The 16,336-nt window shown below is 42.6% G+C and carries 13 protein-coding genes and 2 CRISPR repeat arrays; of the genes, 8 read left to right on the forward strand and 5 right to left on the reverse strand.

Features of this window, described 5'->3' with window-relative positions:
- Window positions 1–432 precede the first annotated feature (432 nt).
- From cas5c to HUG15_RS03890, 7 genes are all read left to right on the forward strand, one after another.
- Window positions 433–1,146: a type I-C CRISPR-associated protein Cas5c gene (cas5c, locus tag HUG15_RS03860; RefSeq protein ID WP_200127179.1), complete on the forward strand. Its 714-nt coding sequence runs from the start codon at window positions 433–435 to the stop codon at window positions 1,144–1,146.
- Window positions 1,147–3,039: a type I-C CRISPR-associated protein Cas8c/Csd1 gene (gene cas8c / locus HUG15_RS03865; RefSeq protein WP_200127181.1), complete on the forward strand. Its 1,893-nt coding sequence runs from the start codon at window positions 1,147–1,149 to the stop codon at window positions 3,037–3,039. It begins immediately after the preceding gene.
- A 2-nt stretch (window positions 3,040–3,041) separates the two neighbouring features.
- Window positions 3,042–3,893, forward strand: coding sequence for a type I-C CRISPR-associated protein Cas7/Csd2 (gene cas7c, locus HUG15_RS03870; RefSeq protein WP_200127183.1), 852 nt, complete (start codon window positions 3,042–3,044; stop codon window positions 3,891–3,893).
- Complete coding sequence (gene cas4 / locus HUG15_RS03875; RefSeq protein ID WP_246516478.1) at window positions 3,883–4,536, forward strand: CRISPR-associated protein Cas4; 654 nt, start codon at window positions 3,883–3,885, stop codon at window positions 4,534–4,536. Before cas7c ends, cas4 begins: the two co-directional genes overlap by 11 nt.
- Window positions 4,533–5,564, forward strand: a complete 1,032-nt coding sequence (gene cas1c, locus HUG15_RS03880) for a type I-C CRISPR-associated endonuclease Cas1c (RefSeq protein ID WP_200127185.1) — start codon at window positions 4,533–4,535, stop codon at window positions 5,562–5,564. Before cas4 ends, cas1c begins: the two co-directional genes overlap by 4 nt.
- Before the next feature lie 12 nt (window positions 5,565–5,576).
- On the forward strand, window positions 5,577–5,867 hold the full coding sequence (gene cas2 / locus HUG15_RS03885; RefSeq protein WP_200127187.1) for a CRISPR-associated endonuclease Cas2: 291 nt from the start codon (window positions 5,577–5,579) through the stop codon (window positions 5,865–5,867).
- Between the two features lie 169 nt (window positions 5,868–6,036).
- A CRISPR array of direct repeats spans window positions 6,037–7,056; the repeat unit is 32 nt; unit sequence GTCGCACCCTTCATGGGTGCGTGGATTGAAAT.
- A gap of 253 nt (window positions 7,057–7,309) precedes the next feature.
- Window positions 7,310–8,626, forward strand: a complete 1,317-nt coding sequence (locus HUG15_RS03890) for an IS1380 family transposase (protein WP_200127189.1) — start codon at window positions 7,310–7,312, stop codon at window positions 8,624–8,626.
- 333 nt (window positions 8,627–8,959) lie between these two features.
- Here the strand turns inward: HUG15_RS03890 and HUG15_RS03895 are convergent, their stop codons facing one another.
- Window positions 8,960–9,220: a transposase gene (locus HUG15_RS03895; RefSeq protein ID WP_246516479.1), complete on the reverse strand. Its 261-nt coding sequence runs from the start codon at window positions 9,218–9,220 to the stop codon at window positions 8,960–8,962.
- A 94-nt stretch (window positions 9,221–9,314) separates the two neighbouring features.
- Between HUG15_RS03895 and HUG15_RS03900 the strand changes: the two genes are divergently transcribed.
- Window positions 9,315–11,051 carry an IS1634 family transposase gene (locus HUG15_RS03900; RefSeq protein ID WP_200127126.1) on the forward strand — a complete coding sequence of 579 codons (1,737 nt, stop codon included), beginning with the start codon at window positions 9,315–9,317 and terminating at the stop codon, window positions 11,049–11,051.
- Between the two features lie 137 nt (window positions 11,052–11,188).
- Here HUG15_RS03900 and HUG15_RS03905 read toward each other — a convergent pair whose 3' ends face one another.
- From HUG15_RS03905 to HUG15_RS03920, 4 genes are all read right to left on the reverse strand, one after another.
- Complete coding sequence (locus HUG15_RS03905; protein WP_200127191.1) at window positions 11,189–12,265, reverse strand: transposase family protein; 1,077 nt, start codon at window positions 12,263–12,265, stop codon at window positions 11,189–11,191.
- A 182-nt stretch (window positions 12,266–12,447) separates the two neighbouring features.
- Window positions 12,448–12,875: a CRISPR direct-repeat array (repeat unit 32 nt; unit sequence GTCGCACCCTTCATGGGTGCGTGGATTGAAAT).
- Window positions 12,876–13,030: 155 nt separating this feature from the next.
- Window positions 13,031–13,690 carry an adenine nucleotide alpha hydrolase family protein gene (locus tag HUG15_RS03910; protein WP_200127193.1) on the reverse strand — a complete coding sequence of 220 codons (660 nt, stop codon included), beginning with the start codon at window positions 13,688–13,690 and terminating at the stop codon, window positions 13,031–13,033.
- Between the two features lie 285 nt (window positions 13,691–13,975).
- Entirely contained in the window at window positions 13,976–14,350 is a 375-nt protein-coding gene (locus HUG15_RS03915; protein WP_211202340.1) for an adenine nucleotide alpha hydrolase family protein, read from the reverse strand.
- A 319-nt stretch (window positions 14,351–14,669) separates the two neighbouring features.
- Window positions 14,670–16,325: an AMP-binding protein gene (locus HUG15_RS03920; RefSeq protein ID WP_200127197.1), complete on the reverse strand. Its 1,656-nt coding sequence runs from the start codon at window positions 16,323–16,325 to the stop codon at window positions 14,670–14,672.
- Window positions 16,326–16,336: the final 11 nt, after the last annotated feature.

Raw genomic sequence — 16,336 nt, forward strand, 5'->3', positions numbered from 1 at the left:
TCCCCGCTTGAAAGCGATATCTTTAGTTTAACATGGATATTGAGTGGAGAACAGCGAATAAACGTTTTTCGCTTACGGTAAAATCAGTTAAAGGCGATAACTTATAACGCATCTAATGAAAACGAAATAGTTCAATGAGCAAATATGTGTGAAGGTTGGTATGAATACCGTTTTTGATCATACCATTAGATAATCCCCCATATCCAGGGAATTGACAGGGAAGGTGGCGAGCTTGTGAAAATGATAGTAAAAGATAAAAAATTGGAGCTTATTCATGCTGAGATTTTAAGGGAAATTGTTCGAATCATTGCGCTAAAACAGTGATTATGTGGTTAAAGTGTAGTGAGTTCCGAGCAGTTCATAGCGAGCTTTAAAGCATGGCTGCTTGGAGTTTCTTTATAAAAGTCCCAATTAACTTTATGAGGTGACAAAATGAAAAACACACTTGAATTCCAGTTATATGGAGACTACGCGTTGTTTACAGATCCGTTAACCAAAATTGGTGGTGAAAAACTTACTTATGATGTTCCGACTTATCAAGCTTTGAAAGGAATTGTTGAATCCATTTATTGGAAACCCACTTTATTTTTCGTAATTGATAAAGTTAGAGTCATGAAACCCATACAAATGGAATCCAAAGGGGTTCGCCCCATTGAATATAGAGGTAGAAATACGTTAGCTAATTACACTTATTTGAAAGATGTGTGTTATCAAGTACGGGCTCACTTTGAATTTAACTTTAATCGTCCAGATATGACATTTGACCGCAATGAAGGGAAGCACTTCAATATTATGCAACGCTCATTAAAAGCCGGTGGAAGGAGAGATATTTTTCTCGGCACGCGTGAATGTCAAGGGTATGTCGAGCCGTGTACTTTTGGTGAGGGTAAGGGCTTTTATGATAATTACGAGGGCGAGATACATTTTGGAACGATGGTTCATGGAATGAATTATCCTGATGAGACAGGAAAAAATGAACTTGAAGTTCGTTTGTGGAAACCTGTAATGAAAAAGGGTATTATTACATTTCAAAGACCAGAAAAGTGTACATTGGTTAGGAAAATTAAGGAAATTACCCCTAAACATTTCGATAAAACAAATGTTGAATCTGCAGATTCTTTAGCCCATAAAATAGGAGGTGAATAAATGAGCTGGTTACTTCATCTTTATGAAACCTATGAAGCAAATGAAAATCAAGTAGGCAAGGTTATAAAAAAGTATAATGATCGTGAATATACGTTACTTCCAATATCACACACAACGCAAAATGCTCATATTGAAGTATTGGTTACTGAAGATGGGGAGTTTCATACTGCCCATCTGTTAGGCAAAGAAAGTACTCTTATCCCCTGTACGGATGATGCTGCAAGTCGTTCCGGAACAAAGGTTGCTCCATACCCACTTCATGATAAGTTAAGTTATGTGGCGGGAGACTTTCAAGAATATGGCGGAATAATCAAACAAGAAGATCCATTTGTAGCATATATTAATCAACTTCGTAATTGGGCAAATTCTTCTCACGCGGTTGAAAAAGTGAAAAGTATATATAATTACCTTAGAAAAGGGAGGTTGATTAAGGATTTAGTTGCGGAAAAAATAGTTTATCTTGATGAAAATAAGAAAATGATAGAAAAATGGAATAAAGAATACGAGAAATTATACGGTGAAAAGCCAGAAATCTTTTCTGCTGTTACAAGTGGTCAACAAAGTGCATTTGTTCGTTTTAATGTTTATGCTTCCAATGATGTTTTAACGGATATTTGGAAGGATAAGGATATGTACGATTCTTTTATCGCGTTTTATAGAGATCAATTAACAGAAGAAGATGTATGTTTTGTAACAGGAAATACTAATCCAATCACCACACTCCATGCAAACAAAATTCGTCATGCTAACGATAAAGCAAAGCTCATTTCCGGAAATGACAAAAATGGATTTACTTACCGGGGAAGGTTTATGAACAGCCAAGAAGCAGCAACCATTAGCTACGAAGCTTCTCAAAAAGCGCATAATGCCTTGAAATGGCTGATTCACCGCCAAGGTAAAATTTTGGACAATCGTGTCTTTCTTATCTGGGGAAATGAAGAAGAAGATTTCTTGCCAGATCCGGGTGGAGATCCACTAGATTTTTGGGAGGAAGGTAACCAGAAAATCGAAAAGAAGGCTAACACTCAACTAATTCAAGCCAATGAAGTCATGAAGTTGATTGATGGATATAGAGGTAAAGGGTCGTTTAAAGCCCACGTGAATATTTTAATTCTAGATTCTGCTACTACAGGAAGAATGGGTGTACTTTATTATCAACATATGAATAAGGAGCTCTATTTAAATCGTTTAGAACATTGGCATAAGACATGTGTTTGGAGGCATCGCTATCGTAAGAGTGAAGGAGGTGTTGTAGAATTTGAGGGCGCTCCTGCTACGAAAGACATTGCATTTGCAGCTTATGGCTCGGGTGCAAGCGATAAAGTTGTGAAAGGATTAATGGAACGTGTGCTTCCATGCATCGTGGATAAACGTAATGTTCCAAAAGACATTATAAGAAGTGCAGTTCAGAGAGCATCTAATCCAGTTTCAATGGAGTCTTGGGAATGGAAGAAAACACTTAGTATTGCCTGTGCATTAGTCAATAAGGAGGAGGAAATAGGATTGGCGCTAAATAAGGAAGATAATACTCGTGATTACTTATTTGGAAGGTTACTTGCTATTGCTTATGTACTTGAAAAATGGGCTTTAAATGAACAAGGAGAAAAACGTGATACTAATGCTGAACGGTATATGGTTAGTTTTTCTAACAAACCTAAAAGAACATGGAAGACAATACATGATAGTTTGCTTCCTTATAAATCTCGCTTGGGCAATAGAGCTAATAAGCTTTACAAATTAATTATCGAAGTAACCGATCAATTTCTCCCTGGGGAATTTAACGATGAAAAACTTTCTGGAACGTATTTGGCTGGATTTTCAAGCCAGGTAATGGAGCTAGAAAATAGGAAACCATCTGAGGAAAGTAAAACAAACGAAAGAGAGGACAAGTAACAATGACCACATTAGATCACAAAATTGATTTCGCTGTCTTATTATCAGTAACCCAGGCAAATCCCAACGGGGACCCCTTAAATGGCAATCGTCCAAGGCAAAATTATGATGGGCATGGTGAGATCTCTGATGTAGCACTGAAAAGAAAAATCAGGAACCGTTTACAAGACGCCGGGGAGGCGATCTTCGTTCAATCTGATGATCGAAAAACAGATGGTTATAAAAGTTTGAAAGAAAGAGCAGATGCTAATCCAGAATTAGAAAAAATATTAAAAACAAAAAACAAAGATATCGTACAATTTCATGATATCGCATGTGAAGAGTGGTTGGATGTTCGGAGCTTTGGGCAGGTATTCGCTTTTAAAGGATCTGAGGTATCGGTAGGTGTTCGTGGGCCGGTATCAATCCATACAGCGACGAGTATTGATCCCATTGATATCGCAAGTGTCCAAATCACCAAAAGCGTGAATTCAGTTACTGGAGATAAAAAAGGCTCCGATACAATGGGAATGAAGCATCGTGTTGATTTTGGAACTTATGTTTTTTATGGGAGTATCAATACACAATTGGCCGAAAAAACCGGTTTCACCAATGGAGATGCAGAAAAAATTAAACAAGCCCTTGTAACGTTGTTCGAAAATGATGGCTCATCTGCCCGACCAGATGGAAGTATGGAAGTGCACAATGTGTACTGGTGGGAACATCGATCAAAGCTCGGACAGTATTCTTCAGCTAAAGTTCATCGCTCATTGGATATTAAACCAAAAGTGGAAGATCCAAAAAGCTTTGAAGATTATTCAGTAGAACTACACGAACTCGACAATTTAAAAGTCGAGGTTCTCGATGGACAATGAAATAGACTATCTGATGTTGTCAGGTATTCAGCATTTTCAATTTTGTAAACGCCAATGGGCACTTATCCACATTGAACAACAATGGGAAGAAAATGTAAAAACGATTGAAGGGCAACACCTTCATCAAAAAGCAGATGAACCATTTATACGTGAAAAAAGAGGAAACAAACTCATCGTACGTGCGATGCCAGTGAAATCAGAAGATCTTAAGATTAACGGAGTATGTGATGTCGTTGAATTTGTTCAAGATCCTAGTGGTGTGGAAATTGCCGGGGAACAGGGTATGTACAAGTCTTACCCTGTTGAATATAAAAGAGGCAAACCAAAAAAAGATTACGAGGATATATTGCAGTTAGCTGCTCAGGCCATGTGTCTGGAAGAAATGCTACTCTGTGATATTCACCAAGGGTATCTTTTTTACAATGAAATCAAGCATAGAGTAGAGGTTCCTTTAACATCAGAAATTAAAGACGAGGTACGGTCAATCGTTGAAGAAATGCACCATTATTATAGGAAAAAGCATACCCCGAAAGTGAAGACAGGCTCGTTCTGCAAGAGTTGTTCGCTTCAAAATGTTTGCTTACCAAGGTTAATGAATAAACGTTCTGTGAAAAGTTACATCGAAGGGAAAATAAAAGAATGAAAAAATTACTAAATACATTATTTGTGACACAACCAGACGTTTATTTATCATTGGATGGAGATAATATAGTATTACTTAAAGAGCAAGAAAAATTAGGAAGAATACCTCTTCATAATTTGGAGTCTGTCGTTAGTTTTGGTTATACTGGTGCAAGTCCGGCGTTAATGGGATATTGTGCTGATCGAAATATATCAATAGTGTTTTTGACCATGACCGGTAGGTTTCTGGCAAGGGTAGTAGGAAAGAGCAGAGGGAATGTGATTCTGCGGAAGAGGCAATATCAGATAGCTGAAGATGAACATTCAGCAGCTAAAATCGCAAGAAATTTTATCACTGGCAAGGTCTATAACAATAAGTGGACCATTGAAAGAATGACAAGAGATTACTCTCTTAGGTTGGATGTTAATAAGTTTAAAGAAGTCTCTAATCAACTCTCTACTGTCATTGATGAAGCAAGGGCATGTGAGGACTTAGATAGTTTGAGAGGTTGGGAAGGTCAGGCAGCGGTTAATTATAACAAAGTATTTAATCAAATGATTTTACAGCAAAAAGACGATTTTTACTTTCATTCCCGATCGCGCCGACCGCCGCTCGATAATGTGAATGCTATGCTTTCTCTTGCCTACACATTATTAGCTAATGATGTTGCGTCTGCATTAGAGTCTGTTGGGCTTGATGCTTATGTTGGATTCTTGCATCGAGAAAGACCCGGAAGGGCATCGTTGGCTTTGGATGTCATGGAAGAATTACGTGGTGTATATGCGGACAAATTTGTCTTAACAATGATCAACCGAAAAATTGTCAACAAAGACGATTTTTTAAGAAAAGAGAACGGAGCAGTCATCATGACAGACGAAGCCAGAAAAAAGTTTTTATCAGCTTGGCAAGATAGAAAGCAAGATAAAATTACACATCCATATCTAGGGGAAAAAATCTCGTGGGGCTTAGTACCATATGCTCAGGCATTATTACTGGCACGTTTTTTACGGAATGATTTAGACGAATATCCCCCGTTTTTATGGAAGTAGGTGAATTATCGCATGCTCGTTTTAATTACCTATGATGTCAGCACATCAAGTATCGGAGGAACAAAAAGGCTACGAAAAGTTTCAAAAGCATGCCAAAACTATGGACAACGAGTACAAAATTCCGTTTTTGAATGTGTTGTAGACTCCACTCAATTTGCGGCTTTAAAAATAGAATTGACAAAAATCATTGATGAAGAAGTGGACAGCCTTCGTTTTTATCAACTGGGAAACAATTATAGAAATAAAGTTGACCATATTGGTGTGAAAGAAGCGATGAATATGGAGGACCCCTTAATTTTCTAGTGCGAATGTGAAGTGCACATAAAATTACGGGAGGGTTCGCACCTATTATTTACTATCTACGAAGGTTATTTTTGATAATTATGCAAATGTAGGTTCGATTATTAAACAAAACAAAGCGATTTTCATAATAAATACTTATTAATTTAACAGATTTTAGTTGAAAATTGCCGTCGCACCCTTCATGGGTGCGTGGATTGAAATCGTCCCCGGAATCGAGAACGTGATATGATTAATCGTCGCACCCTTCATGGGTGCGTGGATTGAAATACATGTCTGACTTCAGATTCAAAATGTCCGTAAAGTCGCACCCTTCATGGGTGCGTGGATTGAAATTTTGAGTCCCATCCACAACATCTCCTTTCATGCGGTCGCACCCTTCATGGGTGCGTGGATTGAAATTTCATCTTCCAGATTGGTGTCCGTCCGGAAGGCGTCGCACCCTTCATGGGTGCGTGGATTGAAATAGAGGGTGTAATTACGGCTGTTTCCTCCGGATCAACGTCGCACCCTTCATGGGTGCGTGGATTGAAATATGACCATGTGCAAAGGCTCCAATTTGTTTTGGTCGCACCCTTCATGGGTGCGTGGATTGAAATCTCTGGTTCATATTGAGCATTTGCTTCAAAACCCGTCGCACCCTTCATGGGTGCGTGGATTGAAATAGCGATAGAATTGCCCTTGACCCTGATAGTTATAGTCGCACCCTTCATGGGTGCGTGGATTGAAATCCAAATGTGGGAGGGCATCAAAAACATCTTTTTGTCGCACCCTTCATGGGTGCGTGGATTGAAATGTTTCCGGGGAAATGACAGCGAAGGCCAGATTAAGTCGCACCCTTCATGGGTGCGTGGATTGAAATAACAAGGTTCATACCATCAACGGTGAGTTTCGAGTCGCACCCTTCATGGGTGCGTGGATTGAAATATGAGTTGGAAGAATCAAAGCGCAACACATTGGAGTCGCACCCTTCATGGGTGCGTGGATTGAAATATCAGTATGATCAACTGAAGGAAGTCTTCCGAAAGTCGCACCCTTCATGGGTGCGTGGATTGAAATAGGTAACGGGAATGTCTACGGTATCCATATTGAAGTCGCACCCTTCATGGGTGCGTGGATTGAAATTCTATGCTCATTGGCACACTCCCCCAGCTCCACCTGTCGCACCCTTCATGGGTGCGTGGATTGAAATCACCATACGAAGAACTTGAAGCAGAGAATGTCAAGTCGCACCCTTCATGGGTAGCTCTGAGGAGTAAATTTGATCATATGCCTTTCATCGGAGAAAGATACCTGATATATTCACAGAAATTCGCAAATGAATGATTAATCCCCTGATCATAGGGCATACAGCTGAAATGAATGTTCATCTAATAAATGAAAAAAGAATCCGTTTCTGTTAGAGTTAAATCAAGGAAAAAATAACCACAGAAAGGATTCTTCTGATGACTACTTTAACGCAAATAACCCTGGATTTCAATCGCAAAATGAAGCTGTCGAATGATGGAGGTGCTCTTTCCTCTGATACAGGTGAGATCTTATTTCGAGAGTTCGAGGAAAAACTTGGTTTCTTTCGCACCTTGGATAAACATCTGGATCTGAAAGACGAAAGACTGTATCATTTTCATTCGAATGAGCAAATGCTTCGACAAAAAATTTATCAGATGATTGCCGGCTATGCTGAAGATGATGCGGCGGATAAATTAACAAATGATCCTGTGTTTAAGCACATCATTGAAACGGATGCGTTAGCCTCTCAACCCACTTTATCTCGCTTTTTCCCGCGATTTAATGAGGAATCGACCGACCAACTCAATCAGGCCAATCAGGAGCTTTTAGATAAAGTCCACCAAGTGAGGGGCTCAAAGAGTCTTATCTTTGATTTGGACTCCACACATGCCGATACATACGGCGAGCAAGAATCTACAGCTTTCAATGCCCATTACGGAACCGTCGGCTTTCACCCGATGGTCGCTTTCGATGGCCTGACCGGTGATTTTATGAAGGCTCAACTCCGACCGGGCAACGTCTATACCTCTAATGGGGTTGTGGATTTTGTGAAGCCCCTGATCACCCATTACAATGAAACGTTTCCGGAAACGATCCCGTTTCTGCGCGGGGACAGTGGCTTTGCGGTTCCAGAGCTGTACAAGTTATGTGAAGACGAATCCGTCTATTACGTGATTCGTTTGAAGTCCAACCCAAACCTGCAACGACTGGCAGAGGAACTTCGTCCTTCAACGATGCCATCTGACGTTACACAATCCGAATACTATTATGAGGAAACCGAGTACCAAGCGAAATCATGGGCCAAGCCCCGAAAAGTCATCATTCAATCGGTTCGTCCGGCTGGCGAATTGTTTTTCACACATGCATTCTTTGCCACAAACCTATTCGATGCCTTCTCTCCCAAGGAGGTCGTCCGCTCTTACCAAAAACGTGGAACGATGGAGAATTATATTAAGGAAGCCAAAAATGGTTTTGACTTGGATCGAATGAGTAGCCATTCGTTTCAAGCCAACGAAGCAAGGATGATGTTCAGCTTGTTAGCGTACAATTTAACCAACTGGCTGCGCACGCTCTGTTTTCCGGAAGAACAAAAAAGCATGCAAATCCAAACCATACGATCGAAGGTCATTAAAGTGGCAAGCAAATTGGTGAAATCAGGGCGTTCGCTTTATTTCAAATTATCTTCAAGCTTTGTCTACGAAACCTTTTTCTGGAATGTGCTCAATCGTATTCAAAGGCTAAAATTAGAGTGACATGCAATTTTTTTAAAAGCCATTTCAAGACCAAGGGAGACGTATGTCCAAAAAAGGGCATTTTTCAGCGGTTGTCATTGTACCTCTTTACAATTTCAATTATTACGCCTCATTTTTGTGAACAAAACCGAATAATGGTGGGATTTGATGTTTCATTCCGCTTTCACTTGGAAGTATGAATAATTCAGGAGATAGTTTATTTTTAAGTAAAAATTTTCCATGTAGTTTCCCGGGTATTTCGACAAAAAAGACAAGCCGAATTTTCGGATGGGATTTTTTAAAAATTTTCGTTCAGTCTTTTATTGGCATCACATCCTTGCTATACTAAACCCATCAGGTAAGCCTTACCTGTATAGGTTTTTTAAGGTGCGAGATATCCTCATCTGTTAGCAACCGTGTGCGAATGGCTTCTAACAAGTTTGAGGATATTTCTTTTTTGCTTTTTCTGATCCTTTTAAGCACGTCCAACCCTTTTTCATACAGTTGCATGAGGATATCCGTGATTTGCGTAAGCAAGTAATGGTTCTTCATCGCTTGATAATCATGACTATTTGCATGTCCAATATGATAGCGATGATTTTTTTGATCCCACATTTCGCGCCCATTTGAGCACGTTTTTTAATTTTTGGCAGGAATTTGCCCTGCATATATCAAAGATTAGGGAAACACCAACTTTGAGGTGATTCCTTTGACTCTATCACCAAAAGATCTTCCTGACATTCAACCCGTTCGTATCGGATCAACGCCAGTGATCCGCCAGCTGATTGATAAAATGGGACTGATTGAGGCCATCGACAAGCTTTCTTCTGTCAAAGAGAAAGACTGTAACGTCTCCGTAGGGACACGAGTGGCTGCTATGATCATCAATCAATTATCCCACCGTAAAGCCCTTTATCGCGTCCAAGAATTTTATCAAGAGCAAGATGTCGAGTTGCTCTTTGGCGCCGGAACGAAAGCGAGCGATTTCAATGACGATGCGCTCGGCCGGGCGTTGGACGCCCTTCATGACGCGGGGATCGAAAACGTTTGCAAGGCCGCCGTTCAGGCCGTCCAAGCCCCGATCGACCTCACGTGGAAAGGGCTTCATTTTGATACCACGTCTTTTGTGTACACGGGACAGCCCAAGGACGAAGAAGACGTGTTGAAAATCGTGCGCGGCTATTCCAAAGATCACCGGCCTGACCTACCTCAATTCAAACTTGGCATGGGAACGACGCCGGAAGGCATTCCGGTGTATGCCGATATTTTAAACGGCAATCAAGACGATAAAACGTGGAACAAGCATGTCTTGAATGCGTTAACCGATTGGTATGACCCAGAGAAGCTGGAACAAGCCATTTTTATTTCCGATAGTGCCCTGGTGACCCAAGCCAATTTAGAGGCCACCAAAGGCCAAGAGAATCAGCCTGATTTTCAGTTTTTGTCCCGCCTGCCGGAAAATTTTAAGCTCGCTAAAACCTTGAAGGCAGAGGCTTTAGAGCAGGATCAGGATCAGTGGGAGGAGATTGGTGCCCTCGTGAAGCGTAAAGGCGCTGCTTCTTACCGCATCTACCCTGCCAAAGCTAAACTTAACGGGAAAACCTACCGGTTTCTAGTGGTCCAATCCGACCATATGGAGGCTCAAAAAGAAAAAACCATCCAAAACAACCTGGAAAAGGAACAGCGAAGCTGGCACAAGGATCAAGCCGAGCTGGAAAGCCAAGACTTCGCCTGCGAAGCCGACGCGGAAGAAGCGCTTACCACGTTTCTCAAAAATCACCGCAAAGGCTACCATACGTTTGAAGGAACGGTGGTTCGTGACGAGATCCCGGGCAAACGACAAAAGCGAGGACGGCCCAAGAAAGGGGAGGCACCACCGCCGCCCGTAACCGTTTACCGCGTCCGATTAACGCTTCATCCGCCATCGGATAAACAGCTCGAGGCGCTCCGGCAACAAGGCGCCATCTTTATTCTCGTGACCAATGTGGCCAAAGATGATCAGCCGAATGTGGAACTGTTAAAAGCTTATAAAGGGCAACAGACGGTGGAAAATCGCTTTCGATTTCTCAAAAACCCCTTTTTTGTCGGCCGAGTTTTCCTGTCCAAGCCCCGACGCGTCGAAGCTTTTGCTTCTGTGATGATGATCAGCACGATGGTCTACAGCCTCTTCGAATACCTGATTCGCAAAAATATGGAAGGGGCCTCCGAACCCCTGAATCAGCTCGGCGGTGGGGGTCGCAGAAGTTTTCACCCCACGGGTGAGTCTGTTTTGGAACTTTTGGATACCGTCGACATCCTTCATATGGAGATCGACGGCCAACGTCGGCGGTTCTTCCCCAAGCATTATGAGCCGCAATTGCCCCGTATCCTCGATTTGTTAGAAATGGATGCGAGCATTTTTACGGAACCAAGAAGCTCAAAGGGTGTCGAAAACCGTCACCAGTAACCTTGATCCGCCCCTTCGTTTGCCTTGATCATGTCGAATGATTGGGGATAGGCTCATATTTTATTACATGGGTTGAGAATCAATGGCTATAGGACAGGGATCACGCTTTAGGTATCAAAAATGATTGCCGTGCCTGATCAGTGGCGCGAAATCTGGGTTTGATGATTGAATCCTTGGTTTTCAATGTGCCATCGATTGCGTCCCGCACTGACCAGCGCCTTGGCATTACGATCGTTCACCCTGATGTTGGTCAGAAATAAAAACTGTTTTTGCTTTTCCTGTTCCTCGACCGTTCCCTCTAACATGTTCACCGTTCGGGCTTGGTAGGCTAAATCATTTGCCCAAAAGACATTTTTCATCGTGGATTGTTCCAGCTTTTTTTGGGCTTGAAATTCGTCTCCTAAACTTTGGATTCGGCCTTCTTTAAAACGGAGAATATATTTCCAACGATACTGTTCACATAGATGGAAAACGCCTTCGCAGGCATAAAGGCTATCGCCGAGAATACAAATCGGTAACCGTTTGAATGTCTCTTTAAGCTTTTCTGCTAATCGATAAAAAGCCTTGAGTTCGCAATCTTGTTTGGATACATCCTTCGATTCATTTTCAATGAACTCGGAGCCGATGCTCAATACCATATCGCCGACCACCAATTTGGCTTCGAGCACATGGTGCATGTACACGGTTTGTTTATCTCCGGCTTCTTCGTCGGTATAAACCCGCCTCAAACAGTGGTCACAATGCTCTTCATTAAAACTGAAAAGGCCTGTCCCATCAACGATCACACCCCAATAACCGCCTTTGATTCGGTATCTCTCCAAACTTCTCTTCTTTAATAATTCTTGGATGATGTAGGTTCGGATGTGTTCCAGTTCTTCGGGCGATACTTTCATTAAAAAGTCATTGATCGTGTCGTAGTTCGGGAGTTCGTCCAGGCTTTCCAGACGCAATACCTTTTTGATGTTTTCGATACATTCGTCTCGGTTTAATCGATGGCTCATCTCTCTCATGCTTTTACAATTCGATGCATTTTTGACAATGATCATTAGAAGAAGGAGATCGGTCCCATACGTCACATAGCTTTGATGTCTGGGATCTTTCACACGTTTTAACTTTCGATCGAGATTCTTACAGAAATGTTCCTTGATTTTTACGAACTCGAAAAAATAGTTCGTGTCCTTTTCAAACTCCCTTTTTTCCTTCCTTGTCACCATTTCACATTCCCCCTAGAATACGCCTTATAGAAGTGTTTGGTATACTTCATTATACCATTTTTGGCATATTCTAGAGGTCTATTTGATAGAATTTAGCACGAAAAATATTTAATCCTCAGAGCTGCTTCATGGGTGCGTGGATTGAAATCATTTCCATCAACCTGATATTTCACCGAGCGAAGGTCGCACCCTTCATGGGTGCGTGGATTGAAATTTTCAGATGGCGCAAGCGTAGCTATTGACGGTCTGTCGCACCCTTCATGGGTGCGTGGATTGAAATACACGTAAGAATCACCCACGGGCATGACAATAACGGTCGCACCCTTCATGGGTGCGTGGATTGAAATTAAGATGCCATCGTCGTTTTCTTGATAATCAACAGTCGCACCCTTCATGGGTGCGTGGATTGAAATAGTGGTCAGGATTAAGGTCATCCGGAGAGAATGAGTCGCACCCTTCATGGGTGCGTGGATTGAAATTCGAATACGAAACTTGCGAAGAATGGGGCGATGTAGTCGCACCCTTCATGGGTGCGTGGATTGAAATAACGACCCTACCAGCATTGACGATTTTCAAGGGTCGCACCCTTCATGGGTGCGTGGATTGAAATACAAAGCGGTTAGAAAGTCAGACAGCATTACCCGTCGTATTATGAGACGATGACGAAAAGATTCATCGCGAAACTAAGGTTTTAGCACTCTGCAGTTTTAGGTAGAGATTAAATTAACATAAACTGTGCATAAGGGGCTTCCTTGCCCCTTTCCGCTACATCATGCCTTCGATAATATTCTCTAGATGCGGCACATGCCCTTTCAATACCCGTACTTCATAGATATCATTTTCCTCATAATAAACAAACCTGCCGTTATTAAAATCCGTTTGAATATGTTTATAAAACACGCCTTCGTGGGTGGCGGTGGTGTCGTTATGGAAGGCGAGGTTGTATGTCCCGTCTTCATTTTCATGCAAATAGGCGTTTACTCCATGTTCGTAGTCCTTTTCCCCACCTTCATGATGATGGGGGTGCGGCACAACTCTCACATCTGCATAAGGGAGATCCTTTAACAAACCATCAAGTGTTGTGTTTCCCAGGAAGCGCCGCCAAAGACTTTCGACCATTTGACCAATGATGATCTGGGTAGCGCCAATGGTTTTCGCTTTGTCTGCGATCACTTTGTTGACTTTAAAAGAGTCGCTGTTTTCCATAATTAAATTTGCTCCGTAATGGTTGGAAATTTTTTTGAATAACGGCATGCCGACAATTTTGTCATGCTCATCGTCTTCAGGTAAGGAGCCAAAAACTAAAATGGTCAGGGGAGATTCTAGCTTCAAAGCGAGTTTAAGGCCGCGGCGGATAAGTCGGATTCCCGACTCGCCGTGATTCACGCAAACCAAAATATGTTCATCGTGATGACTGTAATCCATGAAATTTCACTTCCTTCGCGCATCGTTAGAATTTGTATTCTATTATGCCCAACCATGGTTTGAGGTATACTGAAGGAAGCCATTCATCGTGTTATTTATAATTCTATTTATTCAGATATTTACTTTTGCTAAAGAGGCCGAACACTAACACAGCTCGACCTCCATCTTGTGCAAAAAGCCCTCCGTTCATCATCAACAATTTCAGAAACGATATCTTCTTTTACCCGGACCTTATAGACCCTATTTTCGAAGCTTAGGGCGAAGATCCGTTGTTGAAATCTGTGTTTAAATGTTTGAAAAAAATGTTTCATAATCCGCGTTCTTTTTGTTGTCGAAAATTAATTTGTGCGTGCCGCCGGATTGTTGCTTCAGATAACCTGATATGTCTCGTTCGGTGTTCCGGTTCTCTGATTGATCGGCGCGTGATTTCGGCACAACGTGCAGGTCGGCATCAGGGACATCTGCCAGGAGGACATCGACAATGGATCCGTCGATCAAGGTCGTCCAGAGGCTTTGTGTTTGTCCGATGATGATTTGAGTGGCACCAACATCTTTTGCTGTTTTTGTAATCACTTTGGTGATGTTATGCGGATGGCTTTTTTCTCTCATGAACTTTGCGTCATTACCCTGAGCAAGTTCTTGGAAAATGGACATGTCCACTTTTACGATATCTCCAAGTGAGAAACATGTTTTTTTAGGAAGCGGACTGCGCGCTTTTAGGATGGTCTGGAACTTTATGAAACCGCTTCTGAGCGGCATGTCTGGCTCTTCTATACGCTCTCCAACCTTCTACGACAGCCAAAAAAGCTGCAAAGGCAACGGGTGTCTCAATTAATGCGACCAGAAAGGCATTGAATGTCCTCGCTTCAAGAACACAGCTTTACGCAGATCAGTAGAAAATTTGTAATGTAAAATATTGGAATTATGACCTGCTGCGCGTTTTACGAGATTAGGCGTATCATGGATCATCCGAAACCCATCAGGTTTCGGATGATCCTAAAAATATTTTCTTGGCATCTTCCCTCAATTTGTACTTTTGGATTTTGCCCGACGCGGTCATCGGATAGCTATCGACGAAAGTGATGTGTCTTGGAATTTTATGATGGGAAATGGAACCGTGGCAAAAGTCTTTAATATCTTCAACGGTTGCTTGTTGGTCTTCTTTTAATCGTACATAAGCTCCGATTTCTTCGCCGTATTTTTCATCGGCGACGCCTACGATTTGCACGTCTAAGACCGCGGGGTGGCGATATAAAAACTCTTCGATTTCGCGCGGATAAATATTTTCCCCTCCGCGGATGATCATATCTTTCATTCGGCCGGTAACCGTGCAATAGCCGTGTTCATCCATCACAGCTAGATCGCCGGTATGAAGCCATCCATCGGCGGTTAACACTTCAGCGGTCGCTTCCGGATCATTATAATAGCCTTTCATGACGTGGTATCCGCGTGTACAGAGCTCGCCTTGTGTCCCGGCGGGCACTTCTTTGTCCGTCCCGGGAGCGACGATTTTGACTTCCACATTCGGGAGCGCCCGGCCGACGGTTTCTGTTTTTCGTTCCAGTGAATCGTCGGTTCGCGTTTGCGTAATGACGGGTGACGATTCCGTTTGTCCGTAAGCAATGGTTACTTCCTGGGCACCCATTTGGTCCATCACGGCTTTCATGACCTCAACCGGGCAGTTTGATCCTGCCATAATCCCGGTGCGCAGCGCGGAAAAATCGTATTGATCAAACTCGGGATGATTGAGCTCGGCGATGAACATTGTCGGCACCCCGTGAAGGCCGGTACATTTTTCTTGATGCACCGCTTCCATGACCAGTTTAGGATCAAATTCCTCGACGATAACCATCGTTGTTCCTTTGTTTACGCAAGCGAGTATTCCGAGGACGCAACCAAAACAATGAAAAAATGGGACGGGAATACAGAGGCGGTCCTCATTGGTGAGTTTCATGCATTCGGCAATGTTCAAACCGTTGTTTACAATATTGGAATGGGTTAACATGACGCCTTTCGGAAATCCGGTCGTTCCGGACGTGTACTGCATATTGATGACGTCATCCTTATCGAGAATCGCCATGCGTTTATCCAGCGCGTATTCGGGCACGGTATCCCCTGCTTCCAGAAGAGAATCCCATGAATAGATCCCGGGGTAGTCTTCTTCGACCCCATCCACGATGATTACGCGTTTCAAACGCGGGAAGCGTTCCGACTGTAATTTTCCCGGTTCTGATGTTTTTAGCTCGGGAACGAGCCTGTACAAAATGTCAATGTAAGACGTCGTCTTGAATTGCGGTTGTAAAATTAAAGTCGACGATTCCGATTGCGAGAGCAGGTAGGCGAGCTCTTCTTCTTGATAACTGGTGTTAACGGTAACGAGCACTGCCCCTGCTTTCCCGGTTGCGAATTGTGACACGAGCCACTCCGGTTTATTCGCCGTCCACACCGCGACATGATCCCCTTTTTCGATGCCGAGCGCCATCATTCCCCGCGCGGTTTGTCGGCATAAATCGTTAAACGTTCGATAGGAGAGTCGCAAGTCGCGATCAGGATAAACAACCGCTTCTCGCTCCCCCTCGCGTTCGGCGATATTTTCCAACAGTCGTCCGGTTGTTACTTCTAGCAAATTCGCCATCATTTATCCCT

It is taken from the genome of Salicibibacter cibarius, assembly GCF_016495725.1.
GTDB classification, from domain to species: Bacteria; Bacillota; Bacilli; order Bacillales; family Marinococcaceae; genus Salicibibacter; species Salicibibacter cibarius.

Bases quoted from the DNA above. Each gene is read 5' to 3' on its own strand.
- cas5c (WP_200127179.1), top strand. From the start codon at position 433: ATGAAAAACACACTTGAATTCCAGTTATATGGAGACTACGCGTTGTTT.
- cas8c (WP_200127181.1), top strand. From the start codon at position 1,147: ATGAGCTGGTTACTTCATCTTTATGAAACCTATGAAGCAAATGAAAAT.
- cas7c (WP_200127183.1), top strand. From the start codon at position 3,042: ATGACCACATTAGATCACAAAATTGATTTCGCTGTCTTATTATCAGTA.
- cas4 (WP_246516478.1), top strand. From the start codon at position 3,883: ATGGACAATGAAATAGACTATCTGATGTTGTCAGGTATTCAGCATTTT.
- cas1c (WP_200127185.1), top strand. From the start codon at position 4,533: ATGAAAAAATTACTAAATACATTATTTGTGACACAACCAGACGTTTAT.
- cas2 (WP_200127187.1), top strand. From the start codon at position 5,577: ATGCTCGTTTTAATTACCTATGATGTCAGCACATCAAGTATCGGAGGA.
- HUG15_RS03890 (WP_200127189.1), top strand. From the start codon at position 7,310: ATGACTACTTTAACGCAAATAACCCTGGATTTCAATCGCAAAATGAAG.
- HUG15_RS03895 (WP_246516479.1), bottom strand. From the start codon at position 9,220: ATGTGGGATCAAAAAAATCATCGCTATCATATTGGACATGCAAATAGT.
- HUG15_RS03905 (WP_200127191.1), bottom strand. From the start codon at position 12,265: ATGGTGACAAGGAAGGAAAAAAGGGAGTTTGAAAAGGACACGAACTAT.
- HUG15_RS03910 (WP_200127193.1), bottom strand. From the start codon at position 13,690: ATGGATTACAGTCATCACGATGAACATATTTTGGTTTGCGTGAATCAC.
- HUG15_RS03920 (WP_200127197.1), bottom strand. From the start codon at position 16,325: ATGGCGAATTTGCTAGAAGTAACAACCGGACGACTGTTGGAAAATATC.